General features: G+C 66.7%; 24 protein-coding genes. All 24 read left to right on the top strand.

Translation table 11 applies throughout. From position 1 onward, the window contains the following. The first annotated feature begins 12 nt into the window (after nucleotides 1-12). The 24 genes from ACGFZ3_RS05255 to ACGFZ3_RS05140 all read left to right on the top strand — a co-directional run bounded on the left by ACGFZ3_RS05255 (nucleotide 13) and on the right by ACGFZ3_RS05140 (nucleotide 26,425). Nucleotides 13-765, top strand: a complete 753-nt coding sequence (locus ACGFZ3_RS05255) for a flagellar basal body rod protein FlgF (RefSeq protein ID WP_068851737.1) — start codon at nucleotides 13-15, stop codon at nucleotides 763-765. 105 nt (nucleotides 766-870) lie between these two features. Further along, nucleotides 871-1,656 (top strand): flagellar basal-body rod protein FlgG, encoded by a 786-nt coding sequence (flgG, locus tag ACGFZ3_RS05250; protein ID WP_068851734.1) that lies wholly within the window; start codon nucleotides 871-873, stop codon nucleotides 1,654-1,656. Nucleotides 1,657-1,678: 22 nt separating this feature from the next. After that, nucleotides 1,679-2,371, top strand: coding sequence for a flagellar basal body L-ring protein FlgH (flgH, locus tag ACGFZ3_RS05245; protein WP_392917331.1), 693 nt, complete (start codon nucleotides 1,679-1,681; stop codon nucleotides 2,369-2,371). An 85-nt stretch (nucleotides 2,372-2,456) separates the two neighbouring features. After that, nucleotides 2,457-3,515, top strand: coding sequence for a flagellar basal body P-ring protein FlgI (locus ACGFZ3_RS05240; RefSeq protein WP_392917328.1), 1,059 nt, complete (start codon nucleotides 2,457-2,459; stop codon nucleotides 3,513-3,515). Beyond that, entirely contained in the window at nucleotides 3,515-4,738 is a 1,224-nt protein-coding gene (gene flgJ, locus ACGFZ3_RS05235) for a flagellar assembly peptidoglycan hydrolase FlgJ (RefSeq protein WP_392917324.1), read from the top strand. Before ACGFZ3_RS05240 ends, flgJ begins: the two co-directional genes overlap by 1 nt. An 8-nt stretch (nucleotides 4,739-4,746) precedes the next feature. Continuing rightward, complete coding sequence (flgK, locus tag ACGFZ3_RS05230) at nucleotides 4,747-6,624, top strand: flagellar hook-associated protein FlgK (protein WP_392917321.1); 1,878 nt, start codon at nucleotides 4,747-4,749, stop codon at nucleotides 6,622-6,624. Continuing rightward, nucleotides 6,621-7,826, top strand: coding sequence for a flagellar hook-associated protein FlgL (gene flgL, locus ACGFZ3_RS05225; protein WP_392917318.1), 1,206 nt, complete (start codon nucleotides 6,621-6,623; stop codon nucleotides 7,824-7,826). Before flgK ends, flgL begins: the two co-directional genes overlap by 4 nt. 246 nt (nucleotides 7,827-8,072) lie before the next feature. Further along, nucleotides 8,073-9,245 (top strand): flagellin, encoded by a 1,173-nt coding sequence (locus tag ACGFZ3_RS05220; RefSeq protein WP_392917315.1) that lies wholly within the window; start codon nucleotides 8,073-8,075, stop codon nucleotides 9,243-9,245. 193 nt (nucleotides 9,246-9,438) lie between these two features. Then, nucleotides 9,439-10,656, top strand: a complete 1,218-nt coding sequence (locus tag ACGFZ3_RS05215; protein ID WP_392917312.1) for a flagellin — start codon at nucleotides 9,439-9,441, stop codon at nucleotides 10,654-10,656. A gap of 234 nt (nucleotides 10,657-10,890) precedes the next feature. Continuing rightward, a complete protein-coding gene (locus tag ACGFZ3_RS05210; protein ID WP_392917309.1) occupies nucleotides 10,891-12,111 on the top strand; it encodes a flagellin in 1,221 nt (406 codons plus the stop codon). Between the two features lie 234 nt (nucleotides 12,112-12,345). After that, nucleotides 12,346-13,704: a flagellar filament capping protein FliD gene (fliD, locus tag ACGFZ3_RS05205; RefSeq protein ID WP_392917306.1), complete on the top strand. Its 1,359-nt coding sequence runs from the start codon at nucleotides 12,346-12,348 to the stop codon at nucleotides 13,702-13,704. 102 nt (nucleotides 13,705-13,806) lie between these two features. After that, complete coding sequence (gene fliS / locus ACGFZ3_RS05200; RefSeq protein WP_392917303.1) at nucleotides 13,807-14,223, top strand: flagellar export chaperone FliS; 417 nt, start codon at nucleotides 13,807-13,809, stop codon at nucleotides 14,221-14,223. Then, nucleotides 14,223-14,537, top strand: a complete 315-nt coding sequence (locus ACGFZ3_RS05195) for a hypothetical protein (protein ID WP_392917300.1) — start codon at nucleotides 14,223-14,225, stop codon at nucleotides 14,535-14,537. Before fliS ends, ACGFZ3_RS05195 begins: the two co-directional genes overlap by 1 nt. Next, on the top strand, nucleotides 14,534-15,115 hold the full coding sequence (locus tag ACGFZ3_RS05190; protein WP_392917297.1) for a PilZ domain-containing protein: 582 nt from the start codon (nucleotides 14,534-14,536) through the stop codon (nucleotides 15,113-15,115). The genes ACGFZ3_RS05195 and ACGFZ3_RS05190 overlap by 4 nt, the downstream gene beginning before the upstream one ends. Nucleotides 15,116-15,248: 133 nt before the next feature. After that, nucleotides 15,249-15,881: a response regulator gene (locus ACGFZ3_RS05185; RefSeq protein ID WP_392917294.1), complete on the top strand. Its 633-nt coding sequence runs from the start codon at nucleotides 15,249-15,251 to the stop codon at nucleotides 15,879-15,881. 264 nt (nucleotides 15,882-16,145) lie between these two features. Next, nucleotides 16,146-17,555, top strand: a complete 1,410-nt coding sequence (gene rpoN, locus ACGFZ3_RS05180) for an RNA polymerase factor sigma-54 (protein ID WP_392917291.1) — start codon at nucleotides 16,146-16,148, stop codon at nucleotides 17,553-17,555. Nucleotides 17,556-17,569: 14 nt separating this feature from the next. Then, the gene (locus tag ACGFZ3_RS05175) at nucleotides 17,570-17,947 is read left to right on the top strand and encodes a response regulator transcription factor (protein ID WP_068851692.1); all 378 of its coding nucleotides are present in this window, start codon (nucleotides 17,570-17,572) and stop codon (nucleotides 17,945-17,947) included. Beyond that, nucleotides 17,944-19,440 carry a sigma-54 dependent transcriptional regulator gene (locus tag ACGFZ3_RS05170; protein WP_392917287.1) on the top strand — a complete coding sequence of 499 codons (1,497 nt, stop codon included), beginning with the start codon at nucleotides 17,944-17,946 and terminating at the stop codon, nucleotides 19,438-19,440. The genes ACGFZ3_RS05175 and ACGFZ3_RS05170 overlap by 4 nt, the downstream gene beginning before the upstream one ends. Nucleotides 19,441-19,969: 529 nt before the next feature. After that, nucleotides 19,970-21,034, top strand: a complete 1,065-nt coding sequence (locus ACGFZ3_RS05165; protein WP_392917284.1) for a YadA-like family protein — start codon at nucleotides 19,970-19,972, stop codon at nucleotides 21,032-21,034. A 349-nt stretch (nucleotides 21,035-21,383) separates the two neighbouring features. Beyond that, on the top strand, nucleotides 21,384-21,746 hold the full coding sequence (gene fliE / locus ACGFZ3_RS05160) for a flagellar hook-basal body complex protein FliE (protein ID WP_392917281.1): 363 nt from the start codon (nucleotides 21,384-21,386) through the stop codon (nucleotides 21,744-21,746). 12 nt (nucleotides 21,747-21,758) lie between these two features. After that, nucleotides 21,759-23,405, top strand: coding sequence for a flagellar basal-body MS-ring/collar protein FliF (gene fliF, locus ACGFZ3_RS05155; protein ID WP_392917279.1), 1,647 nt, complete (start codon nucleotides 21,759-21,761; stop codon nucleotides 23,403-23,405). A 22-nt stretch (nucleotides 23,406-23,427) separates the two neighbouring features. Continuing rightward, nucleotides 23,428-24,414: a flagellar motor switch protein FliG gene (gene fliG, locus ACGFZ3_RS05150; protein ID WP_392917607.1), complete on the top strand. Its 987-nt coding sequence runs from the start codon at nucleotides 23,428-23,430 to the stop codon at nucleotides 24,412-24,414. Beyond that, entirely contained in the window at nucleotides 24,411-25,046 is a 636-nt protein-coding gene (locus ACGFZ3_RS05145; protein ID WP_392917276.1) for a FliH/SctL family protein, read from the top strand. Before fliG ends, ACGFZ3_RS05145 begins: the two co-directional genes overlap by 4 nt. Further along, nucleotides 25,043-26,425 (top strand): FliI/YscN family ATPase, encoded by a 1,383-nt coding sequence (locus ACGFZ3_RS05140; RefSeq protein ID WP_392917274.1) that lies wholly within the window; start codon nucleotides 25,043-25,045, stop codon nucleotides 26,423-26,425. The genes ACGFZ3_RS05145 and ACGFZ3_RS05140 overlap by 4 nt, the downstream gene beginning before the upstream one ends.

Genomic DNA, 26,425 nt, shown 5'->3' with positions numbered 1-26,425 from the left:
GGGAACACATCCATGGACAAGGCTCTCTACGTAGCGATGACCGGTGCACGCGCATCCCTGCAGGCGCAGGGCACGCTGTCGCACAACCTGGCCAACACCGATACCCCCGGATTCAAGGAAGCCCTCGCCAATACCGAGGCCTTCCCGATCAAGGGTGCCGGCTACGCGTCGCGCGTGGACGCCCTGCACGTCGATGCTGGCTTCAACCGGCGGCAGGGTGCGCAGCACATCACCGGCAACGCGCTGGACCTGTCGCTGGACGCGGGCAACTGGCTGGCGGTGCAGGCGCCGACGGGGGGCGGTGAAGCCTATACCCGCGGTGCCTCGCTGTCGATCACGCCCAACGGCCAGCTGGTCACCGCCGGTGGCCACCCGGTGCTCGACGAGAACGGCGCCCCGATCGCGATTCCGCCGCACCAGGCAATGGACATCGGCAACGACGGCACCATTTCGATCATCCCGCAGGGCGAAGGCCCGCAGACCATGGCGGTGATCGGCCGCCTGCGGGTGGTCGCCGCCGAGGACGCGCGGCTGGAGCGCGGGCTGGACGGGTTGATGCGCAACACCGACCCGCAGCAGCCATTCGTGCAGGCCCAGGGCAAGTCGCTGGACAGCGGCCAGCTGGAAGGCAGCAACGTGGATGCCGCCGGGGCGCTGGTCCAGATGATCCAGCTGCAGCGGCAGTACGAAATGCAGGTGAAGGTGATCAAGCACGGCGATGAAAACGCCCGCAGCGCCAACTCCCTGCTGCGTCTGGGCAGCTGACCGGCGGCGCCGACGTAATTCCGGCGCGATTGTGGCACGCGCCATGCATCACCCAGGACAACGGCTGCACCACGTGGCCACCCGCATCAACACAGGAACAACGCCATGAACCAGGCATTGTGGATCGCCAAGACCGGACTGGATGCGCAGCAGACGCGCATGTCGGTGGTTTCCAACAACCTCGCCAACACCAACACCACCGGCTTCAAGCAGGACCGTGCCAGCTTCGAAGACCTGCTGTACCAGCAGGTGCGCCAGCCTGGCGGTTCTTCGTCGGCACAGACGCAGCTGCCCACCGGCCTGCAGCTGGGTACCGGCGTCCGCGTAGTGGCCACCTCGAAGAACTTCGAACAGGGCAGCCAGCAGCAGACCGGCCGCGCGCTGGACGTGATGGTCAATGGCCGTGGCTTCTTCGAAGTGCAGATGCCCGATGGTTCCTCGGCATACACCCGTGATGGCTCGTTCCAGCGCAACCAGCAGGGCGAACTGGTCACCAACAGCGGCTACCCGGTTCAGCCGGGCATCCAGATTCCCGAAGGCGCGCAGTCCCTCACCATCGGCACCGACGGCACCATCAGCGTGAAGATGGCCGACGACGCCGCCTCGGTGGAAATCGGCGCGCTGACCCTCACCGACTTCGTCAATCCGGCCGGCCTGCAGGCACGCGGTGAAAACCTGTTCCTGGAGACCACCGCCTCCGGCCCGGCACAGAACGGCAACCCGGGCCTGAACGGCCTGGGCAGCGTGGTGCAGGGTGCGCTGGAAGGCAGCAACGTCAACGTGGTCGAAGAGCTGGTATCGATGATCGAAACCCAGCGCGCCTACGAAATGAACGCCAAGGCGATCTCCACCACCGACTCCATGCTCGGCTACCTCAACAACAACGTCTGATCGGTTGAACCGGGAACCTGCCATGTCGACTCTGCGCCCCACCCTTCGCCTGCTGCTCGCCAGCGCCGTGACCACCCTGCTCGGCGGCTGCGTCATTGCAGGCGACGTGCGCCCCTACCCGGCAATGGCCCCGGTCGTGCCCGTGGTCGCGCCGAGCGCACCGGCCACCGCCGGGGCGATCTACGCATCCGGCCCGGGGCTGCAGCTGTATTCGGACCGACGTGCGCGTGATGTCGGCGACCTGCTGACCATCACCCTGACCGAGAGCACCACCGCGCAGACCACCGCCAACACCAGCACCGACAAGGAGTCCAACCTGGCGCTGGGCACGCCCACCCTGTTCGGTGCGCCGGTGACCCTGGGTGGCAAGGACATCCTGGGCGCCAGCGCGACCGGCTCGCGCGACTTCACCGGCAAGGGCACCAGCGCGCAGAGCAACCGCCTGCAGGGCAGCGTGACGGTGACCGTGATGCAGCGCCTGCCCAACGGCAACCTGGTCGTGCAGGGTGCCAAGAACCTGCGACTGAACCAGGGCGATGAGCTGGTACAGGTGCAGGGCATTGTGCGCGCGGCGGACATCTTCCCGGACAACACCATTCCCTCCAGCCGCGTGGCCGATGCGCGCATCGTCTACGGCGGCCGCGGCCCGGTTGCCCAGTCCAATGCGATGGGCTGGCTGAGCCGCTTCTTCAACTCGGCGCTGGTGCCGTTCTGAGGCTGATATGAAGAGCATTTTTTCGATCATTTCCGCGAATCCACGCAGGGCGTGGATCTACGTCGTCGCCGTCTCGGTTCTGTGCATGTCTTCGGCCTCGGCCGAACGGATCAAGGACCTGGCGCAGGTTGGTGGCGTGCGCGGCAATGCGCTGGTGGGTTACGGTCTGGTGGTTGGGCTGGATGGCAGCGGTGACCGCACCAGCCAGGCACCCTTCACCGTGCAGAGCCTCAAGAACCTGCTGGGCGAGCTGGGCGTGAACGTGCCGGCCAACGTCAACCCGCAGTTGAAGAATGTGGCCGCCGTAGCGATCCACGCCGAACTGCCGCCATTCGCCAAGCCGGGCCAGCCGATCGATATCACCGTCTCCTCCATCGGCAACGCGGTGTCGCTGCGCGGTGGTTCGCTGTTGATGGCGCCGCTGCGCGGTGCCGATGGCCAGGTCTACGCCATCGCGCAGGGAAACCTGGTCGTGGGCGGCTTCGGCGCGCAGGGCAAGGATGGCTCGCGGGTGTCGGTCAATGTGCCCAGCGTCGGCCGCATTCCAAACGGCGCCACGGTCGAACGCGCGCTGCCCGACGTGTTCAGCGCCGGCGGCGAGATTACGTTGAACCTGCACAAGAACGACTTCACCACCGTGTCGCGCATGGTCGCCGCGTTGAACAATGCGTTCGGCGATGGCGCCGCGCGCGCCGTGGACGGCGTCACCGTGGCGGTGCAGTCGCCCAACGACCCGGGCGCACGCATCGGCCTGCTGGCCCGCATTGAAAACCTGGAACTTACCCCCGGCACCGCGCCGGCCAAGGTGGTGGTCAACTCGCGTACCGGCACCGTGGTGATCGGATCGCAGGTCCGGGTCGGCGCAGCCGCCATCTCGCATGGTTCGCTGACCGTGACGATCAACGAAAACACCAACGTCAGCCAGCCCAATGCCTTCGCTGGCGGCCAGACCGTGGCCACGCCGCAGTCGACCATCACCGCCACCAACGATGGCAGCCGCATGTTCAAGTTCGACGGCGGCAGCACCCTCGATGAGATCGTGCATGCAGTCAATGCCGTGGGCGCCGCCCCGGGCGACCTGATAGCGATCCTCGAGGCACTCAAGCAGGCCGGCGCGCTGAGTGCCGAACTCGAGGTGATCTGATGCGTATCCAACCGTCACTGGAGCTCAACCCGACCCAGGCCAACAGCCCGGCCAAGGTGGACAAGGTCGCGCGCCAGCTGGAAGGCCAGTTCGCGCAGATGCTGGTCAAGAGCATGCGCGATGCCAGTTTCGGCGATTCGCTGCTGCCCGGCGAAAACCAGATGTTCCGCGACATGTACGACCAGAAGATCGCCGAAGCGATGACCAAGGGCCGTGGCCTGGGGTTGTCGGCGATGATTTCGCGCCAGCTTGGCGGTAGCGAGACCGAAGCTGCCAGGCCCACCGACACCGGCCTGAATCCCGCCGCAGCGCTGCGCGCCTACCGGCTCAACGCGCCGGCCGCCGCGCCGATGGCCCTGCCCGCTTCGGGTGCAGCGCCTTCCGCGCCCAGCGAAGTGGATCTGCTGCAGCAGCTCGGCGGGCGGGCACCGTCGGCGGTGCTGCAGCCCATGGAGCGCGCGCTGGACCTGATTGCCGGGCGTGAAAGCAGCCAGATGCATGAAGCGATCGGCCGCAGCGATCCGTACGGCGCCGCGCCCGCCGCCGATACGTCCAGCGAAAACTGGGCAATGGCCGACGACCGGTGGCGCGACGTCGGCACCACCGCCGCCAGCGCCGGTCCCAGCGCCGTGGACACGCTGGCCGGCAGCACCGCTGCCGCCCAGCTGGGCGCACATACCCCCGAAGGCTTCGTGGCCAGCATCTGGGGCCACGCGCAGCAGGCCGCGCGCGAACTGGGCGTGGACGCCAAGGCGCTGGTCGCCCAGGCCGCGCTGGAAACCGGCTGGGGCCGCAAGCTGGTGCAGCGCAATGGCGGCGGCAGCTCGCACAACCTGTTCGGGATCAAGGCCAGCGGCTGGAGTGGCGAGCGCGCCACCAGCGGCACCCACGAGTACGTCGATGGCGTGCGCCGCAATGAAACCGCCAGCTTCCGCGCCTACAGCTCGGTCGGCGACAGCTTTGCCGATTACGTGAAACTGCTCAAGAACAGCCCGCGCTACCAGAACGCGCTGCAGGCCGGCGGCGATGTCCGCGGCTTCGCCCAGGGCCTGCAGAAGGCCGGCTACGCCACCGACCCCAGCTACGCGGCCAAGATCGCCGCGATCGCCGGCGGCCCGACCATCGAGCGTGCCATCGCCGCCGTGGGCGATGCCAGCCAGCGCCTGGGTCGCACTTTTGCCAGCACCGCCAGCCCCGCCGGGCTGGGTGCCATCCGTCGTTGAGGTAAGCCATGTCCGTACTTTCCACCGGCACCAGCGCCCTGCTCGCCTTCCAGCGCGCACTGGCCACCACCAGCCATAACGTCGCCAACATCAACACGCCCGGCTACAGCCGGCAGAAGGTGGATTTCGCCACCGCCAGCCCGCAGAACCTGGGCTATGGCGATATCGGCAACGGCACCCGCATCACCGACGTGCGCCGCGTCGCCGACCAGCTGGCGATCTCGCGGCTGCTCGACAGCAGCGGCGAACTGGCGCGGCTGAAGCAGCTGTCCACCCTGGCCGACCGTGTGGATTCGCTGTTCTCGGACACCGCCACCAATGTCTCAGGCGTGTGGTCGAACTTCTTCGATACGGTCAGCGGGCTGTCCTCGAATGCTTCGGGTACCGCCGACCGCCAGAACGTCCTCGACAACGCCGGCACCCTGGCCAGCCGCTTCAAGCAGCTCAACGAAAGCCTCAACACGCTCAATGGCGAGGTCAACAACGGCCTGATCGCCGGCGCTTCCGAGGTGAACCGGCTGGCCGCCGAAATCGCCCAGCTCAACGGCGCGATCGGCAGCAACGCCAACACCGCCGCACCAGACCTGCTCGACCGCCGCGACCAGCTGGTGGCCAACCTGATCGGCTACACCGGCGGCACTGCGGTGATCCAGGACGGCGGCTTCATGAACGTGTACACCGCCGGCGGCCAAGCCGTGGTGGTGGGCACCACCGCCAGCAAGGTCACCACCGTCACCGACCCGTACCAGCCCGAGCGCCTGCAGCTGGCGATGGAAACCCAGGGCCAGAAGATCACCCTGGACCCGAAGAGCCTGGGCGGCCAGATCGGCGGCCTGCTCGAATTCCGCGATTCGGTGCTCACCCCTACCCAGGCCGAACTGGGCAAGCTCGCCGTGGGACTGGCCAGCAACTTCAACGACACCCATCACCAGGGCGTCGACCTGTACGGCAACATGGGCGGCGACTTCTTCAACTACGGCAGCCCGCGCGTTACCGGCAACACCGGCAACACCGGCACCGCCAGCTTCAGTGCCAGCTTCGGCGACCTGTCCAGGCTGGACGGCCAGAACATCGTGCTGAAGTTCGACGGGGGCGCCTGGCAGGCTACCCGCGCCGACACCGGTGCGGCCGTGCCGATGACCGGCACCGGCACCGCGGCCGACCCGCTGGTGCTGAATGGCGTGGAAATGGTGATGTCCGGTACTCCGGCACAGAACGATCGATTCCTGTTGCAGCCCACCGCTGGCGTGGCCGGCACCCTGTCGGTGGCGATCACCGATACCTCGCGCATTGCCGCCGCCGCACCGGTCAAGGCGGCCGCCAGCCTGGGCAATACCGGCACCGGCAAGGTCAGTGGTGTGGCTGTGAGCGATTACACCAACACGAACCTGCGCAATCCGGCTGCGATCGTGTTCACCAGCGCCACCGAATACACCCTTGATGGCGCCGGCCCGTTCACCTACACGGCAGGCCAGACGATCAGCGCCAACGGCTGGAGCTTCGTCCTGGACGGTGCACCCAAGGTGGGCGACAGCTTCACTATCAGCCCCACCCCGGCCGGGTCCAGCGACAACACCAATGCGCTGCTGCTGGCCAAGGTAGAAGATGCCAAGACCTTCAATGCCGGCACGGTCACGCTCAACGGCGCGCTTGGCGGCCTGACCACTCTGGTCGGCTCGGCCGCGCGCGCGGCCGATTACTCGCTGCAGGCCCAGCAGGTCATCACCGACCAGGCGCAGGCCTCGCGCGACTCGGTGTCCGGCGTCAACCTGGATGAAGAAGCCGCCGACATGCTCCGGCTGCAGCAGGCCTACCAGGCCGCCTCGCAGCTGATTTCCACTGCCGACACCATGTTCCAGACCATCCTGGGAGCCGTTTCGCGATGAACAACCGAATCTCCACCGGGATGATGTTCAACCAGTCCATCTCGATGATGATGGCCAAGCAGAGCAAGATGAACCACCTCGAACAGCAGCTGGCCACCGGCAAGAAGCTGGTCAGCGCCAAGGACGACCCGGTCGCCGCCGGCACCGCGGTCGGCCTGGACCGCGCCGTGGCCGAACTGGACCGCTTCGCCCGCAATGGCGACGTGGTGGAAAACCGCCTGGGCCTGCAGGAAAACGCGCTGGCCCAGGCAGGCGAGATGATGGCCCACATCACCGAGCTGACCATCCAGGCCAACAATCCCGCGCTGTCGGCGGCCGACCTGAAGTCGATCGCCTCGGAACTGAAGAGCGTGCGTGACGGTCTGCTGTCGCTGGCCAACTCCACCGACGGCACTGGCCGCTACCTGTTCGGCGGGACCGACGACGCCGACGCGCCATTCAAACTCAGCAACGGCGTGGTCACCTACAACGGCGACCAGACCCAGCGACAGGTGGAAGTTGCGCCGGACACCTTCGTCAAGGACGCCCTGCCCGGAAGCGAGATCTTCCTGCGCATCCGCACCGGCGATGGCACTCTGGACGGCAGCGCGGCCGCCACCAACACCGGCACCGGCGTGCTGACCACCTTCGGCCGCGATCCGGCCTCCGGCAACTGGGATGGCGCCAGCTATACCCTGCGCTTCACCGGCCCGGACGCCTATGAAGTGGTCGATGCGACCAATACCGTGGTCAAGACCGGAGCCTTCAAGGCCGGCGAAGACATCACGTTCGAGGGTGTTTCAATGCGGATCGAAGGCGAACCCAAGGCGGGCGACAGCTTCGGGATCGGAGCGGCCGATGCCCGCGACATCTTCTCCACCCTCGACGGGATGATCAACGCGCTGGACAACGCTGCCGACGATCCGACCGCCGTGGCCCGCCAGCAGAACATCCTGCAGGCCGGCATCCGCGATGTGGCCCGTGCCTCGGAGAAATTCATCGACGCCCGCGCCGCCGGTGGTGCGCAGCTGAAGGTCATCGACGATGCCGGCGCGCTGCGCGACGCCAACGGGGTGACCCTGAAGACCACCCTGTCGGCCATGCGCGACCTGGATTACGCCGAAGCCATCGGCCAGTACCAGCTGGAACAGATTTCCCTGCAGGCCGCGCAGACGATTTTCACCCAGATGCAGCAGATGTCGCTGTTCAACGCGATCCGCTGACATAGCGCGCACGCCGGGCGCCAAACGCCCCGCGCTGCAGGCTTTCGCGCGTGTTCCGGCGCTGCCGGACGCGCCCGACGACCGACCATCACCCCGCCCGGGTGATGTTTTCCGCGTATTTTTGCTCAAGCCTCCGGGCAAACCGCCGTTATCTCTCCTGCAACAGCTGCATCCGGCACGGGTGCGGACTCTGCGTCAACTCCGGGTGCACGCCGCGGCCGGAACTTGCCCACAGGAATGAGATAAATGGCACAAGTAATCAATACCAACGTGATGTCGCTGAATGCTCAGCGCAATCTGTCGACCAGCGGTTCCAGCCTGGCCACCACCATCCAGCGCCTGTCGTCGGGCCTGCGCATCAACAGCGCCAAGGACGACGCCGCCGGCCTGGCCATCTCCGAGCGCTTCAGCACCCAGATCCGCGGCCTGGACGTGGCCGTGCGCAATGCCAACGACGGCATCTCGCTGGCCCAGACCGCCGAAGGCGCGATGGTCGAAATCGGCAACAACCTGCAGCGTATCCGTGAGCTGTCGGTGCAGTCGGCCAACGCCACCAACTCCGACAGCGACCGTGAAGCGCTGAATGCCGAAGTCAACCAGCTGGTCTCGGAAATCGACCGCGTTTCCCGCCAGACCAACTTCAACGGCACCAAGCTGCTGGACGGTTCGTTCTCCGGCGCGCTGTTCCAGATCGGTGCCGATTCGGGCCAGACCATCGGCATCAACAGCATCGTCAACTCCAGCACCTCCGAGCTGGGCAACGGCCTGTACGCGGCCAAGCAGACCTCGACCGCTGCCGCCATGACCGGTACCGCCACTGCTGCCGGCACCGTCACCGACATGGTCGTCAACGGCGTCACCATCAGCGACGTGTCCGTGGCCGTGGGCGACAAGGCCGCCGACGTCAGCAAGAAGCTGGTCAACGCCATCAACGACAAGATGGACCAGAGCGGCGTGTATGCCTCGCTCGATTCCACCGGCAAGCTGGAGCTGACCTCGCTGAAGTCGGGCAAGGACTTCACCTTCACTGCCGCCACCACCGATGCCACCGGCCTGACCGTGGCACTGGCCGGCATTGCCGACGCCGATGCCGACGCCCGCGACACCGTTGCCGGCGTGAACATCTCCTCGGTGGCCGGTGCCCAGAAGGCGCTGTCGATCGTTGACGATGCCCTGAAGGCCGTGAACTCCTCGCGCGCCGACATGGGTGCGATCCAGAACCGCTTCACCTCCACCATCGCCAACCTCAACACCACGTCGGAAAACCTGTCGGCCTCGCGCAGCCGTATCCGCGACACCGACTATGCCAAGGAAACCGCCGAACTGACCCGCACGCAGATCCTGCAGCAGGCCGGCACCGCGATGCTGGCCCAGGCCAACCAGTCGCCGTCGAGCGTGATGAGCCTGCTGAACGGCTGATCCCGGTAGTGGACGCACCACAGAAAACCCCGCTCCGGCGGGGTTTTTTGTTGACAAATCAAAAAATCCGGCCCGCCGGGGCTAAAGGTTCCGGCCGGGGTGTCGTTAATGATTTCAACCAGGGCACATCGCCCACTGCCTCCCCCGGGGCACCCCAAAAAACCGCAAGACCTTCGTATCCAGGAGCACGGAAATGGCACAAGTCATCAACACCAATGTGATGTCGCTGAACGCACAGCGCAATCTGTCGACCAGCGGTTCCAGCCTGGCCACCACCATCCAGCGCCTGTCCTCGGGCCTGCGCATCAACAGCGCCAAGGACGACGCCGCCGGCCTGGCGATCTCCGAGCGCTTCAGCACCCAGATCCGCGGCCTGGACGTGGCCGTTCGCAACGCCAATGACGGCATCTCGCTGGCCCAGACCGCCGAAGGCGCGATGGTCGAAATCGGCAACAACCTGCAGCGTATCCGTGAGCTGTCGGTGCAGTCGGCCAACGCCACCAACTCCGACAGCGACCGTGAAGCGCTGAACGCCGAAGTCAACCAGCTGGTCTCGGAAATCGACCGCGTTTCCCGCCAGACCAACTTCAACGGCACCAAGCTGCTGGACGGTTCGTTCTCCGGCGCGCTGTTCCAGGTCGGTGCCGATTCGGGCCAGACCATCGGCATCAACAGCATCGTCGATGCCAGCGCCAGCGCCCTCGGCGGTGCCAAGTTCGACAAGAACACGTTCACCGTGGCAGCCCCGGCCGCCAACGGCGCTGTGAGCATCAAGGGCATGGAAATCCAGGGTGCCGACGGCAAGTCGTACAAGCTGGACGATATTGAAGTGAAGGCAGGCGTCGACGCCGCCGCGACCCAGAAGGCCACGACCGCCGCGATCGCTGCCGCCATCAACGCCAAGATGGACCAGACCGGCGTGTATGCCTCGGCCGATGCCGCCACCGCCGGCAAGCTGGACCTGACCTCGGTGCAGAACAATGTCGCTGCCGACGGCACCTTCAACGCCATCGACGTCACCATGGGCACCTGGACCGGCGCGACCGCACCGACCGCACCGACCCCGACCGCCGACGCGACCGGCCTGACCGCACAGTTCGCCAGCAACCTCAACATCTCCACCTTTACCGGCGCCCAGCAGGCCCTGTCCATCGTCGACAAGGCGCTGACCGCGGTGAACTCCTCGCGTGCCGACATGGGTGCGATCCAGAACCGCTTCACCTCCACCATCGCCAACCTTGGCACCACCTCGGAAAACCTGTCGGCTTCGCGCAGCCGCATCCGCGATACCGACTACGCCAAGGAAACCGCCGAACTGACCCGCACGCAGATCCTGCAGCAGGCCGGTACCGCGATGCTGGCCCAGGCCAACCAGTCGCCCTCGAGCGTGATGAGCCTGCTTCAGGGTTGATCAGCGCCAATGGTGTGTAACGAAAAACCCCGCTTCGGCGGGGTTTTTTGTGCTCGACGCCCGCAACTACCGGAGTCCGCGCAAAAACACGATTTTCTGGATAAATCGGCTAAAGGTTGTTGACATTGTGTCGTTAATGATTTCAGCCACGGCATGACGTAGCGCTGGGCCGCCTCCGACAAGGGGGAAACACCTCGACAACCCGGCGACATCATCGCCACCAGGAGCAAGAAAATGGCACAAGTCATCAATACCAACGTGATGTCGCTGAACGCCCAGCGCAACCTGTCGACCAGCGGCTCCAGCCTGGCCACCACCATCCAGCGCCTGTCCTCGGGCCTGCGCATCAACAGCGCCAAGGACGACGCCGCCGGCCTGGCGATCTCCGAGCGCTTCAGCACCCAGATCCGTGGCCTGGACGTTGCCGTGCGCAACGCCAACGACGGCATCTCGCTGGCCCAGACCGCCGAAGGCGCGATGGTCGAAATCGGCAACAACCTGCAGCGTATCCGCGAACTGTCGGTGCAGTCGTCCAACGCCACCAACTCCGACAGCGACCGCGAGGCACTAAACGCCGAAGTCAACCAGCTGGTCTCGGAAATCGACCGCGTTTCCCGCCAGACCAACTTCAACGGCACCAAGCTGCTGGACGGTTCCTTCTCCGGCGCGCTGTTCCAGGTCGGTGCCGATTCGGGCCAGACCATCGGCATCAACAGCATCGTCAATGCCAGCGCCAATGCCCTGGGCGGCGCCAAGTTCGACACCAGCACCCTGGACATCGGCGTGCCGGGCACCAACGGTGACGTGACCATCAAGGGCATGACCATCAAGGGCGCCGACGGCACGGCGTACACCCTGAAGGACATCGAAGTGAAGGCCGGCGTCGATGCGGCCGCCACCCAGAAGGCCGCCACCGCCGCCGTCGCCGCCGCCATCAACGAAAAGATGGACCAGGCCGGTGTGTACGCCACGATCAACGCCACCGCCGGCAAGATCGACCTGACCTCGGTCAAGAACAGTGTCAGCGACACCGGCACCTTCAATGCCATCACCGTGACCGCAGGCACCTGGACCGGCATCACCGCCCCGACTCCGGCCACCCCCACCACCGCCGCCGCTGGCGCCGCCCTGGCCAGCAAGTTCGCCAGCGACCTGGACATCTCCTCGGTCGCCGGTGCCCAGCAGGCCCTGTCGATCGTCGACAAGGCGCTGACCTCGGTGAACTCCTCGCGTGCCGACATGGGTGCGATCCAGAACCGCTTCACCTCCACCATCGCCAACCTGAACACCACCTCGGAGAACCTGTCGGCCTCGCGCAGCCGCATCCGCGACACCGACTACGCCAAGGAAACCGCCGAACTGACCCGCACGCAGATCCTGCAGCAGGCCGGCACCGCGATGCTGGCCCAGGCCAACCAGTCGCCGTCGAGCGTCATGAGCCTCCTGCAGGGCTGATACCTGCAGAGGGTGCGCAACAGGAAACCCCGCTTCGGCGGGGTTTTTTTTGTGGTCGTCGCGCATCGAACGACGGCCGATGCCTGCCTGCTCTGGCATGACACTTGCAGCTGCCGTTGCATCAGCGCGCCCACCGTCGGGTGGACGGGCCTCAAGCCTCCCCGTTCCGGGCCGATACCACCTGCAGGAAGCGCAGGTGGATGCGTGCCCACTTTTCAAGACAGGACTGCAGACATGGCGATTGGCACCATTGGTACCGGCCTCGATATTCCCACCCTGGTAGCCCAGCTGGTCGCCAAGGAACGCGAGCCGCAGGAGAACCAGATCAATTCCGCCGGCACCGCCGCCAGTGCCAAATTGTCGGCACTGGCGACCCTCACCAGCGGCATGACCAACCTGCAGACCACCCTGGCCAGCCTGATCAAGAACGCGGACAAGCCGTCCTACAAGACCAGCACCGTCACCGACTCGAACTTCAGCGCCAGCATCGACACCAGCGAGGGCGCCGCCTCGGCCACGGCCGGCACTCACCAGGTCGAGGTCAAGTCGCTGGCGCAGGGCCAGAAGCTGAGCTCCGGCGCATTCGCCAAGGACGCCGTGGTCGGTGACGGCAAGCTCACCATCGCCTATGGCGACAAGACGCTCGATGTCGCCATCAACGCCGACAGCAAGCTCAGCGACATCGCCGCAGCGATCAACAAGGCCGCTGGCGGCAAGGTGGTCAGCGCCAGTGTCATCACCGCCGATGATGGCCAGCACCTCATGCTCAGTGCGGTCGACACCGGCCTGGCCGGCGCCGTCAGGATCAGCGCCTCCGGCGGCAACGGTGGCCTCGCCGCCCTGACCTATGACGGCACTGCAGGCTCGCCGATGACCCAGGCGGTCGAGCCCAAGGACGCGGTCGTCATCGTCGATGGCTTCACGCGCACCTCCAGTTCCAACACCATCAGCGACATCGTGCCGGGCGTGAACCTGACCCTGACCAAGGCAGGCACCGAAGCCGGCAAGACCCAGACGCTGACCATCACGCGCGACAACACCTCGCTCAAGACCGACATGGCCGCATTCGTGGCCGCCTACAACTCCATGAACACCGCGCTGAAGTCCACCAGCGCCTACAACGCCACCAGCAAGACTGCCGCCGCGCTCACCGGCGATGCCATGGTACGTGGCCTGCAGCAGCAGCTGCGCAGCCAGTTCAGCAGCAACATCAACGGCCTCAAGGATATGGGCATCAGCCTGGCCGCCGACGGCAGCCTGACCCTGGACAGCGGCAAGATGGAAACGGCCATCGGCAAGGATCCCGACGCCGTCGCCAAGCTGTTCGGCAAGGACGGTGCCATCGGCAAGCCCATGGACACGCTCATCAAGAGCAATCTGGACAAGGAAACCGGCACCCTCACCCAGCGCACCAATTCGCTGAACAAGCAGATCAAGGACCTGGAAAGCCGCCTGGACGCGCTCGACGCGCGCATGGAAAAGGTCTCCGACCGTTACACCAAGCAGTTCACCGCCATGGAAACCCTGGTTACCCAGATGCAGACCACCAGCGACAGCCTGACCCAGGCACTGGCCAAGAAGACCAGCAGCTGAACCCCGGCGTCGCAACGCTCAAGTTTCCGCATTGCACCGCCGATATTCATGGCAGCACCCACCATCTGATTGTCGGCGTGGGGCCCAGAGGAGAGATTCCCAATGTACGGTTCCAGCCGTCAGTTCGCAGAGCAGTACCGAAAGGTCGGCGTGTCCAGCGCCGTCAACGATGCCGACCCGCACAAACTGGTCGCCATGCTGCTGACCGGCGCGTGCGAGCGCATCCGCCTGGCCGAAGCCTGCCTGGAGCGCAATGACCAGGCCCGCAAGGGCAAGGCGATCGGCGAGGCCTGCGCCATCGTCGGTCACCTCAATGGTTCGCTCGACCACGAAGCAGGCGGCGACATCGCCGGCAACCTGTCGGCCCTGTACGACTACGTCATGCAGCGCCTGACCGACGCCAACCTGCACAATGACGGCGCCGCCCTGCAGGAAGCCCTGCAACTGCTGACCGAGATTGATTCGGCGTGGAACGCCATCCCGCATGACCAGCGCCAGCCCGCTGCGGCAGGCGCCTGATGCGTGCCGCACTCGCCACCGACGTTCTGCCACCCCTGCACGACGCGCTGGACGAGTTGTCGCGCGCCGTTGAAGGCGAGGACCACGACCTCACCCAGCGCCTCATGGATGCCTACGACCAGCAGGTACGGGCGTACCTGGACGAACACGATGCGCGGATCGACGCCGGCTCGCTGCGTGGGCTGATCGCCCGCCAGCAGCAGCTCAGCATCCGCATGGCCGCCCGCCGCGACGAAGCGGCGACCCACATCACCGCCGACCGACGCGCCGTTCGCGCGTCCCTCGCCTACCTCCGGGCAGAATCCCTGACATGAGCGACCTTCGCCCCAGCGACATCCATCATCCGGCCGAAAGCGAGCTGTTCGATGAAACGCTGAGCTGCGATGTCGCCCTGCCCGCCGAATTCCGCCTGGGCACCAGCGTGATCCGCCCGGGCAGCGCCGAAACCCTGCTGCGCAGCGTTGCCCTGGTCGAGGATTCCCGGGGCGACGACGGCCACGACGACCGCGGCGAATCCAGCACCCAGCTGCAACGCCTGGAAGCCAAGCTGGACCTGACCATGGTCCTGCTCGGCCGGCTGGTGCGGCAGAGCGCCCAGGACCTGGACCTGCGCCCGCTGCGGTGGTCGCGCCGGGGCATCCGGCTGGAGCTGGGTGCGCGCACCGGTGCGCCTGCCGGCAGCCTGGGGGTGATCCGCCTGCAGCCCTGCGACTGGCTGCCCGACCATATCGACCTGCCCGTGGCCGTGCTGGCCGAGGCGGCCACCGGGTCCGGCTCCTGTTTCCTCTGGCTGCGCTTCGAGCCCATGAGCGACGGCCTGGAAATGGCCCTGGAGCGGCACCTGTTCCGCCTCCACCGGCGGCAGGTGGCAGATTCCCGGCGCTTGCGATAAAAGCCAGCGGCTGACGGGTTGCCCGGCCAGGCGGTGGAGCCGATCGCGCCGCCGCCCGGGGCTACCCGCGCTTGGCTTGGGCCCCGCGCTAGGCTAATGTGAAGAACTTCTTGTCTTCACATCGCCTTTGCCCGTGCGCGTTCTCATCGTCGACGATCACACCCTGGTCCGCGCCGGCCTCAGCCGCCTGCTCCAGGGCTTTGCCGACGTGGACGTCGCCGCAGAGGCCAGCAATGCACAGCAGGCGCTTGAAATGGCACTGCTGCATTCACCCGATGTCATCCTGATGGACCTGTCCCTGCCCGGCCGTACCGGGCTGGAAGCGCTGAGCGACATCCTGGTGCGCGCCCCCGGCACCCGGGTGGTGATGATGACCATGCATGACGACGCCGTGCACGTGCGCGACGCCCTGGACCGCGGCGCGGTCGGGTTCGTGGTCAAGGACGCGGCACCGCAGGAACTGGAGCTGGCCCTGCGCGCGGCGCACGCCGGCCAGGTCTTCCTGAGCCCGCAGATCTCGGCAAAGATGCTTGCGCCCATGCTGGGCAAGGAAAAGCCGGTCGGTGTCGCCGCGCTATCGCCGCGCCAGCGGGAGATCCTGCGCCAGATCGGCAAGGGCGAGAGCAACAAGGAAATCGCCGCCGACCTGGGCATCAGCGTCAAGACGGTGGAAACCCACCGCGCCCGCATGATGGAATCGCTGGGCTGCCGCCGCGCCAACGACCTGCTGCTGCTCGCCGCCCGTCACCAGCACGAACTGGAATAGCTGCCGTCGATTCCCCGACACGCACCGGACTCAGCGGCCATCGTCGTCGGCTTTTTGAACCGGGTGCCGCCGGAAGGCCCCCGGAAATCACGCTTCAACCCGCGCACAGCGTCAAATAACCAGACATCCTGTAAGGAATCTCCCTACACACTGTCGGGAAGCTGACGACCCCGCTAGGGAACCCCCTGATTTCGCCCCTGCGAGATCACAAGCAAGATGTGTTCCATAACGCACCGGGGAGTCGGTGCGACGGGGATACACCATATGAAGCCGATGATGTCGACCCAGATGGGTCAGCAGCTGCACCTCACGCCGCAATTGCTGCAGTCGATCCGACTGCTGCAGCTGGATGGCATGCAGCTGGAGCTGGAAATCCGCCGCGCACTGGACACCAACCCGCTGCTGGAGCTGGAAGAGGCGCCTGCGCCCGAAACCGCGGAAACCGGCGAGGCCGGGGCCACGGTGGAGGTGGCCGCCTTCGACGAACTGCCCGAACCGGCGATGTGGGACGTGGCCGGTGCCAGTTGGCACGATGGTGACGACGACCGTCTGCAGCGCATCGCCGCCGACGAATCCAGCGACCCGCAGCTGCGTGCCCTGCAGCGTCTGTCGCTGGAACTGGGTGCACGCGAGCTGGCGGTCGCCCGCTTCTGGCTGGAGCACTGCGACGATGCCGGCTACCTGGACGCGCCGCTGGAGCAGCTGACCCTGTTGGCCAGCGCCCACTGCGATGTCGACGCTGCCGGCGTGGAAGCGGTTCGCCAGCAGATCCTGCAGGGCGACCCGGCCGGCCTGGCCGCCCGCGACCTGCACGAATGCCTCTCGGTCCAGCTGCGCGCCCTGCACGGCCGCGTGCCGGCCCGCCCCCTGGCCCTGCGCGTGCTGGACCATGGCCTGGAAGCCCTGGCTGCACACGACTACCCTGCCCTGGCCCGCCAGCTGGACGCCGAAGTGGCCGACATCCACGAAGCGGTGCGTCTGATCCTGTCGCTGCAGCCGCGCCCGGGCGACAGCCTGCTGCCGGATACGGCCGGCGCGGTGATCCCGGACGTGGTCGCCTGGCACGCCGACGGCCAGTGGCGCGTGGCGCTCAACCCGGCCACCAGCCGCCGCCTGAGCATCAACGCGACCTACGAGAGTGCCCTGGCCGATGCTGGCGACAGCGCCCAGCCGCTGCGCGACATGCTGCAGGAAGCCCGCTGGCTCACCCGTGGCCTGTCCATGCGCTACGACACCCTGCTGCGCACCACACGCGTCATCATCGAGCGCCAGGCCGGCTTCCTTACGCGCGGCGAAGAGGCCATGGCGCCGCTGACCCTGAAGGAAGTGGCCGACGCCATCGGCATGCATGAGTCGACCGTGTCGCGCATCACGACCGGCAAGTACCTGCAGACCCCGCGCGGCACCCTGGAGCTGAAGCACTTCTTTGCCGTGCGGCTGGAGGGGGCCAGCGTCTCCGGCCAGGCCGTGAAGGCCATGGTCCGGCGGCTGATCGACGCCGAACCGGCCGGTCGGCCGCTGGCTGATGAAGCCATTGCGGGACTTCTGTCACGCCAGGGCGTGAACATTGCGCGTCGAACCGTTGCAAAATACCGCGAACAACTGGACATCGCCCCGGCCCGGGACCGCCGCCGGCACAATGCCCGCACCCCGCTACTGGCCCGGGTGGGCTGAAGGAAGTACACGACATGAACAAGCTCACCGTCCTGCTGGTCGATGACCACGAGGGCTTCATCAACGCCGCCATGCGCCACTTCCGCAAGGTGGACTGGCTGGATGTGGTCGGTAGCGCCGGCAATGGCCTGGAAGCCATCGAGCGTTCCGAATCGCTGCGCCCGCAGGTAGTGCTGATGGACCTGGCCATGCCGGAAATGGGCGGACTGCAGGCGACCCGCCTGATCAAGACCCAGGATGATGCGCCGTACATCGTCATCGCCAGCCACTTCGACGACGTCGAACACCGCGAGCACGCCCTGCGTGCCGGCGCCGACAATTTCGTGAGCAAGCTGTCCTACATCCAGGAGGTCATGCCGATCCTGGAGGGCTTGAAGGAGCCCACGCCATGAGCGAGTCGCGCATCCTGGTGCTCGACAACGACGCCGTGCGTGCAGAGCGCACCGTTGGCCTGCTGGAATTCATGGACTTCAACCCGCGCTGGATTGCCGACGCGGCCGATTTCGATACTGCCCGCCACCGCGCCACCGACTGGATGGCCGTCATCATCGGCGGGCTGGAGCCGGGCGCGCGCTGTGAAGCGCTGTTCGCCTGGGCCGGCCAGGGCGCATTGCCGCCGCCGGTGATGTTGATTGACGGCGACGCCGCCGCGTTCGCCCAGCGGCATGGTCTGCATGAGGCCAACGTATGGCCGCTGGAAGCTCCGCTGCGGCATGCACAGATGGAAGCCCTGCTGCGCCGGGCCAGCCTGAAGCGGCTCGATGCCGAGCACCAGGCCGGTGCCAGCCAGGACCAGGGACCGACCGGCGACGGTGCAGCGGTCAGCGCACTGCGCCAGATGATCGAGCAGGTGGCGGCCTTTGACACCACCGTGCTGGTGCTGGGCGAATCGGGTACCGGCAAGGAAGTGGTGTCGCGCTCGATCCACCAGCGCTCCCCGCGCCGCGATGGACCCTTCGTGGCGATCAACTGCGGTGCGATTCCGGCCGACCTGCTGGAAAGCGAACTGTTCGGTCACGAAAAGGGCGCCTTCACCGGCGCGCTGAGTGCCCGCAAGGGTCGCTTCGAAATGGCTGAAGGCGGCACCCTGTTGCTGGATGAAATCGGCGACATGAGCCTGCCGATGCAGGTGAAGCTGCTGCGTGTACTGCAGGAGCGCAGCTTCGAGCGCGTGGGCGGCAACCAGACCATCCGCTGCAACGTGCGCGTGATCGCGGCCACCCACCGCGACCTTGAATCGCGTATCGCCGATGGCAAGTTCCGCGAGGATCTGTTCTATCGGCTCAATGTGTTCCCGATCGAAGTGCCGGCGTTGCGTGATCGCAGTGAAGACCTGCCCGCGCTGGTGGGCACCATTGCCGGCCAGCTGGCACGCACCGGGCGTGGCGAAGTGCGCTTCAGCCCGGAAGCGCTGCAGGCGCTGGCCAGCTACGAATGGCCGGGCAATGTGCGCGAGCTGACCAACCTGGTGGAGCGCCTCGCCGTGCTGCATCCCGGTGGCAACGTCCGGGTGCAGGACCTGCCGGCGCGGTATCGGGGTGATTTCGCGGTCACGGCGCCGGTTGCGGTGGCGGCCCCGGTGGCTGCGGCAGGCGACGACCGGCTGGATCTGCGCAGCTTCTCGTTCCATGCCCCGGCAGCGGACGCCGGTGCGGTGACGAACGGTGCCGCCGCCAATGGCAAGGCACCTGCCCTGCCCGATGCAGGGCTCGATCTGCGCAACCATATGGCCAACATCGAGTTGAACCTGATCAACGAGGCATTGGAACGCACGCAGGGGGTGGTGGCACATGCCGCCCAGCTGCTTGGGTTGCGCCGTACCACGCTGGTGGAAAAGTTGCGCAAATACGGCATTGAGCGCGACCAGTCCGAACTGGCGGGTTGATGGGCCGCAGCGTTCACTCCCGTGTAATGAAGGCGCGGTCATCCTGCGGATACCCGATGAACGTTGAGCTCGATTGCAGCGCACGTCGGGGAACCGGGGGTTTATGACGCGCCGCTCACGCACTCGTGAAAGCACGGCATGCGCGCCCACAGAGGGTACCGTCCATGGCGACTACTTCGAAATCAACGCACGACACCACTGCCGACCTGCTCAAACCCCTTAAGGCCCGGTTTTTTCCGGGCCTTGTCCGTTCTGGGCGGGACATTCCAAAGCGAGCGCAACAATCGTGTCATCCGTGACCGTCTGTCTTCAGTACCTGTAGAAGATCCAGCCGACGGAGCCGTCCTAGATCACGATGGCAGATCAGTGCGGACCTTCACTCCGTCATGACGGCCACGGGCATAGCGTCGCCAGCAGCCGCGTGCAGGGGCCAACGACACGCTCCGGCACGCGGGGAATCGGGGGATTCACGCAGTTCGCTCGACCGGACAGACCCGGCCGGGTGCGCTGTCACCCGAGGATTTCCGCCATGGATCGTTCCTGGTATAGCATTGCATTGCGTGGCGTTTCGCGCGCCTCCTCCGCACGTTCCCTCGCCATCATCGGCGCAGCGCTGGGCGTGTTCCTGTCTACTTCCGCACCTGTGATGGCCCAATCGGTCTGCGACCAGACCGGGGGCACGGCGCCTACGGCTACCGGCGGGAGCGCCTTTGCGTGCGGCGATGGCGCAACAGCTGCGGGCGGCCTGGGCACCGCGTTCGGTACCGACAGTGCCGCTGGCGGCGGCAACTCCGTCGCCGTAGGTGGGATTGCCAACGCATCGGGTGACTTCAGCAGTGCCATCGGCCGCAGTGCCGCGGCAAGCGCCACTGCGGCTACCGCCGTGGGCTTCAACAGTGCTGCGTCAGGCGAGAACTCGATGTCGTTTGGTGCAAACTCCGCCGCGAGCGCAGCCAACGCCCACGCGTTCGGTACCGGCGCGGTCGCGTCCGGCGCCGACAGCACTGCCATCGGCAACGCCGCCAGCGCGACGGCTGCCAATTCGGTGGCGTTGGGTGCTGGATCCGTGGCTGGCGAAGACAACACCGTGTCGGTCGGTGCGGCCGGCGCCGAGCGCAAGGTCACCAACGTTGCCGCGGGCGTCAACGATACTGATGCGGTGAACGTGAGCCAGCTCAACGATACAGCAGCCACCACGCTTGCGGCGGCCAATACCTACACCGATCAACAGATCAACCAGATCGGCGGATTGGCCAACAGCGCTGCTGCGGACCTGGCGCAGTTCAAAGCGGAAGCCAATGACCGTTTCGTGGGCATTGACGACCGTTTGAACGGCATGGACGAGAGCCTCCGCAACATGGACCGCCGGATCAGCCGCCAGGCGGCCATGGCGACCGCCCAGGTCCACTCCCTGGGCTCGCCCGAAGCGGAAGGCGAAAGCTGGTTCGGCGTTGGCGTAGGTCGGTCGGAAGGATCCAACGCCGTCGCGGTTGGATTCCGCCATCGCTTTACCAAGGGGTTCTCCGCCTCAGCGGGAGTTTCGAAGAGCAGCGGCGAGAGCTCCGTGGGTGGTGGCGTCGGGTTCACCTGGTAACGCTCCGCCGCAATGAAGCAACGGACGCCCGGGCCTCCCGGGCGTCTTCATTTCAACGGGCACATCGCCGCCGCTGGCGGGCCAGGTGACCTCCGGACTTGATGTGCGCCGGCCAACAGCGCCACCGGATGCCGGCTTCGAATCCCGGCGACGGTTTCCCGACGCCGGGGTTCCGTCACCTGCCCCGCGTCGCCTTGACGCAGCGGCATTCCGTCGCGCCTGTCCTGTAACCGGTTGCGCCGCAGGCCTTCACACGGCGCCATCACCACATCGCTGAACCACTCAGCCGTTTCGGCACGGGGCTTGCAACGTCATCACTCGAAACCCCCAAACAGCCGGAACGTTCCAGATGTCACACTCCGTCACCTCGATTCTCTCCCAGATCCGCACCTACCAGACCCAGGTCGGGCAGTCCGTAGCCAGCCCGCTGGCCGAGACTCCCCAGACCAACGCCCTGCAGGGGCTGGTGGCGCCGCGCGATGTCCAGGGCCCGAGCTTCACCGAGACCCTGCGCGGGGCGATCGCCGGGGTCAACGAGGCCCAGCAGAAGTCCGGCGCACTGGCCCGCGCCTTCGAGCTGGGTGAACCGGGCGCCGACCTGGCCAAGGTGATGGTCGCCTCGCAGCAGTCCCAGATCGCCTTCCGCGCCACCGTGGAAGTCCGCAACCGTCTCGTCCAGGCTTACCAGGACGTGATGAACATGCCGCTGTAAGGATAGAAACGCATGGCCCTGTCGCTCACCAAGGAATCCCTGAACGCCGAAAAGGCGGGCCAGTGGTTCGACCGGCTGCAAAGCCTGCAGATCACCCGTCGGCTCGGCCTGATGGCGATGATCGCCGTGGCCGTTGCGGCAGGCCTGTTCGTGTTCTTCTGGTCGCAGAAGCCGGGTATGGTTCCGCTTTACACCGGCCTGGACCAGAAGGCCACCGCCGAAGCCACCGACCTGCTGCGTGCCGCGCAGATTCCGTTCGAGCTGGACCCCGCCACCGGCGGCATCACCGTGCCGGAAAAGAACCTGCACGATGCGCGCCTCAAGCTGGCCGGCTCCGGCCTGACCGACAGCGGCAGGCTTGGCTTCGAGTTGATGGAGCGCGACCCCGGCTTCGGGGTCAGCCAGTTCATGGAGAACGCGCGCTATCAGCATTCGCTGGAAACCGAACTGTCGCGCACCATCAATACCCTGCGCCCGGTGCGCGATTCGCGTGTGCACCTGGCCATTCCCAAGCCCAGTGCCTTCACCCGGCAGCGCGACGTCGCCAGCGCCTCGGTGGTGCTGGAACTGCGCGGCGGCCAACAGCTTGAGCGCGGCCAGATTGACGCCATCGTGCACATGGTGGCCGCCAGCATTCCCGACCTGGCCGCCGAACGGGTCACCGTGGTGGACCAGAGCGGACGCATGCTCAGTGTGTCCGACCCCAACAGCGAAGCGGCGGTCAACGCCGCCCAGTTCGAGCAGGTGCGGCGCCAGGAAACCTCGTTCAACCAGCGCATCCGCGAACTCCTCGAGCCGATGACCGGCCCGGGCCGGGTCAACCCGGAAGTCAGCGTGGACATGGACTTCTCGGTCACCGAAGAAGCCCGTGAGCTGTACAACGGCGAGCCGCAGAAGCTGCGCAGCGAACAGACCAGCGAAAACAGCACCAGTACTCCTGGCCCACAGGGTGTACCGGGTGCGGCCAGCAACACCCCGCCGGGCCCGGCTGCCGCGCCGGCTACCGCCGCCACGCCGACCGAAACTGCACGCAACGCCACCCGCAATTACGAGCTGGACCGCACCCTCCAGCACACCCGCCAGCCGGCCGGCCGCATCAAACGCGTTTCCGTGGCGGTGCTGCTGGACAACGTGCCGCGCCCCGGCGCCAACGGCAAGACCACCGAACAGCCGCTGTCGGCGGCCGAGCTCACCCGGGTCGAAGCACTGGTCAAGCAGGCAGTGGGCTTCGACGCCGAGCGCGGTGACACCGTGTCGGTCATGAACGCCCCGTTCGTGCGTGAGGTCATCCCCGTCGAAGGCCCCAAGTGGTGGGAGCTGCCGCAGGTGCAGGATGGACTGCGCCTGCTGCTCGGCGCCATCGTGGTGCTGGCGCTGGTGTTCGGCGTGCTGCGCCCGGCGCTGCGCTCGATCACCGGTACGCCAAGGAAGCTCGTCAAGGACGACAACCTGGAGCCGCACAGCGCCGACGTACAGCTGGTGGACGATGGCGAAGGCCTGCCGCAGCTCGCCTCGGACCGGGTAAACCTTTCAGGGCATGAGCCGCTGGCATTGCCCGTGGACTCCTACGAGGAACGACTGCGCATGGCGCGTGAAGCTGTAAAGACCGATTCCAAGCGCGTGGCCCAGGTGGTCAAGGGCTGGGTGGCCAATGATTGATCCCGCCGCCCCCCCGGCCCCGCTGAGCGGCGTCCAGCGCGCGGCCGTGCTGCTGCTGTCCCTGGGTGAAGTGGAAGCAGCCGACGTGCTGCGCCACATGGAACCCAAGGAAGTACAGAAGATCGGTATCGCCATGGCAACGATGAGTGACATCACCCGCGACCAGGTCGAACGGGTGATGGACCAGTTCAACGCCGAACTGGGCTCCAAGACTTCGCTCGGCGTCGGCTCTGACGATTACATACGCAACATGCTGGTGCAGGCGCTGGGCACGGAAAAGGCCGGCAACCTGATCGACCGCATCCTGCTGGGCCGCAACACGACCGGCCTGGACGCGCTGAAGTGGATGGATCCACGCGCGGTCGCAGACCTGGTCCGCAACGAGCACCCGCAGATCATCGCCATCGTGATGGCGCACCTGGAGACCGACCAGGCTGCCGACGCGCTCAAGCTGCTGCCCGAACGCACCCGGGTCGACGTGCTGCTGCGCATCGCGACCCTCGACGGCATCCCGCCCAACGCGTTGAACGAACTCAACGAAATCATGGAGCGCCAGTTTGCCGGCAACCAGAACCTGAAGTCGTCCAACATCGGTGGCGTGCAGTGCGCGGCCAACATCCTCAACTTCATGGACAGCGGCCAGGACCAGGCGATTCTGGGCGAGATCTCGCGCATCGATGCGCCGCTGAGCGCGCGTATCCAGGAAAAGATGTTCGTGTTCGACGACCTGATCGACCTGGAAGACCGCGAACTGCAGCTGGTGCTGCGCGAAGTGAGTGGCGAACGCCTGGGCCTGGCGCTGCGCGGCGCCGACATCAAGGTGCGCGACAAGATCACCCGCAACATGTCCCAACGTGCCGCGGAAATCCTGCTCGAAGACATGGAGGCGCGCGGTCCGGTGCGGCTGTCGGATGTGGAAACCGCGCAGCGCGAGATCCTGGCCATCGTCAAGCGCATGGCCGATGAGGGGACCGTCACGATTGGCGGCAACGCGGAGGCCATGCTGTGAACCACGCCGTGCGCTGGCTTGCCCCGGACCTGCTGGCGGCTCCTGCTGCGCCGCAGGACGACCATTACGATCTCGACGGACCGGTTGCCGAACACGAGCCCGAACCACTGCTGCAGCTGCCGACCCTGGAGGAAATCCAGGCGATCCAGGAGGCTGCGGAAAAGGATGGCTTCGAACAGGGACACGCCGACGGCCAGGCCCAGGGCCAGGCCGAAGTGCGCCGCCTGGTCGCGCAGATCGAAGGCATCCTGGACAACTTCGGCCGCCCGCTGGCGCGGCTGGAAAATGAGGTAGTGGCCGCGCTCGGCGAACTGGCCGTGCGCATCGCCGGGACCCTGGTCGGTCGCGCCTACGAGGCCGACCCGGCCCTGCTCGCACAGCTGGTCAGCGAAGCGGTCGACGCGGTCGGCGGTGCGAACCGGGAAGTCGAAGTGCGGCTGCACCCTGACGACATTGCCGCACTGGCCCCGCTGCTGCAGCTGTCGCCCACCCAGCGCCTCACCGCCGACCTCACCCTCAGCCGCGGCGACCTGCGCGTGCATGCCGAGGCCGTACGCATTGATGGCACCCTTGAAGCGCGCCTGCGCGGCGCGCTGGATGCGGTGCTGCGTAAATCCGGAGCCAGCGCATGAACCCTGACTCCCTGCCCCCGCCGGCGGCGGACTGGCTGGCTGCGCGCAACCTGCGCCTGGCCGCGCGACTGGACGGCATCCAGCCCGACGGCGCGCATGGCCGCGGCCTGATCCGCGAAGGCGTGCTGCGCCGCGCGGTCGGCCTGACCCTGGAAGCGGTCGGCTGCGAATCGCCGATGGGTGCCAGCTGCAAAGTCGAAGTCGCCGACGGTGGCTGGGTCGATGCCGAAGTCGTCGGCTTCGCCGGTGAGCGCACTTACCTCATGCCCAGCGCCGAACTGCATGGCCTGCTGCCCAACGCCCGCGTGGTGCCCTCGCTGGGCCGCGGCGGCGTGGAAGTGGGCGAAGGGTTGCTTGGCCGCGTCATCGACAGCGACGGCGTCCCGCTCGACGGCAAGGGTCCGATCCGCGCCGAAGGCACGGTCGGCATGGCCGGGGTCTCGATCAACCCGCTCGCCCGTGAACCGATCACCCAGCCGCTCGACGTGGGCGTTCGCGCCATCAACGCCCTGCTGCCCATCGGCCGTGGCCAGCGCGTGGGGCTGTTTGCCGGTTCCGGCGTCGGCAAGTCCACCCTGCTCGGCATGATGACCCGTTACACCGCCGCCGACGTGATCGTGGTCGGCCTGATTGGTGAACGTGGCCGCGAAGTGCGCGACTTCGTCGAAAGCACCCTGGGCGAAGAAGGCCTGCGCCGCGCCGTGGTGGTGGCCAGCCCCGCCGACCGCCCACCGCTGGCCCGCCTGCACGGCGCCTACCGCGCCACTGCGATCGCCGAATGGTTCCGCGACCAGGGCTTGAACGTCCTGCTGCTGATGGACTCGCTGACCCGCTTTGCCCAGGCCCAGCGCGAAATCGGCCTGTCGGTCGGCGAACCTCCGACCACCCGCGGCTACCCGCCGTCGGTGTTTGCCAAGCTGCCTGCGCTGGTCGAACGCGCCGGCAACGGTGCCAAGGGCCGCGGCTCGATCACCGCCTTCTACACCGTGCTGACCGAAGGCGACGACCCGCAGGACCCGATCGCCGATGCCGCCCGCGCCATCCTCGACGGCCACATCCTGCTCTCGCGCCGGGTGGCCGACAGCGGCCTGTACCCGGCCATCGACGTCGAATCGTCGGTCAGCCGCGTCGTCACCGAGATCGCCGACGAACCCTGGCGCCTGCGCATCCGCAAGCTCAAGCGCCTGGTCTCGGCCTACTCCAGCAACCGCGACCTGATCGCCATCGGCGCCTACCAGCGCGGCAACGATCCGGCCACCGACGAAGCACTGGAACGCTGGTCGGACATTGTCGATTTCCTCGGCCAGGACGTCGGCAAGGCCGCCGACCTGCCGCACAGCCAGGCTGCACTCAAGCGCCTGGTGGAACCTGAGGGCTAA

The sequence above is a fragment of the Stenotrophomonas sp. NPDC047960 genome (assembly GCF_043204395.1).
GTDB lineage: Bacteria > Pseudomonadota > Gammaproteobacteria > Xanthomonadales > Xanthomonadaceae > Stenotrophomonas.
This window is presented reverse-complemented; position numbering and strand designations above follow the sequence as displayed.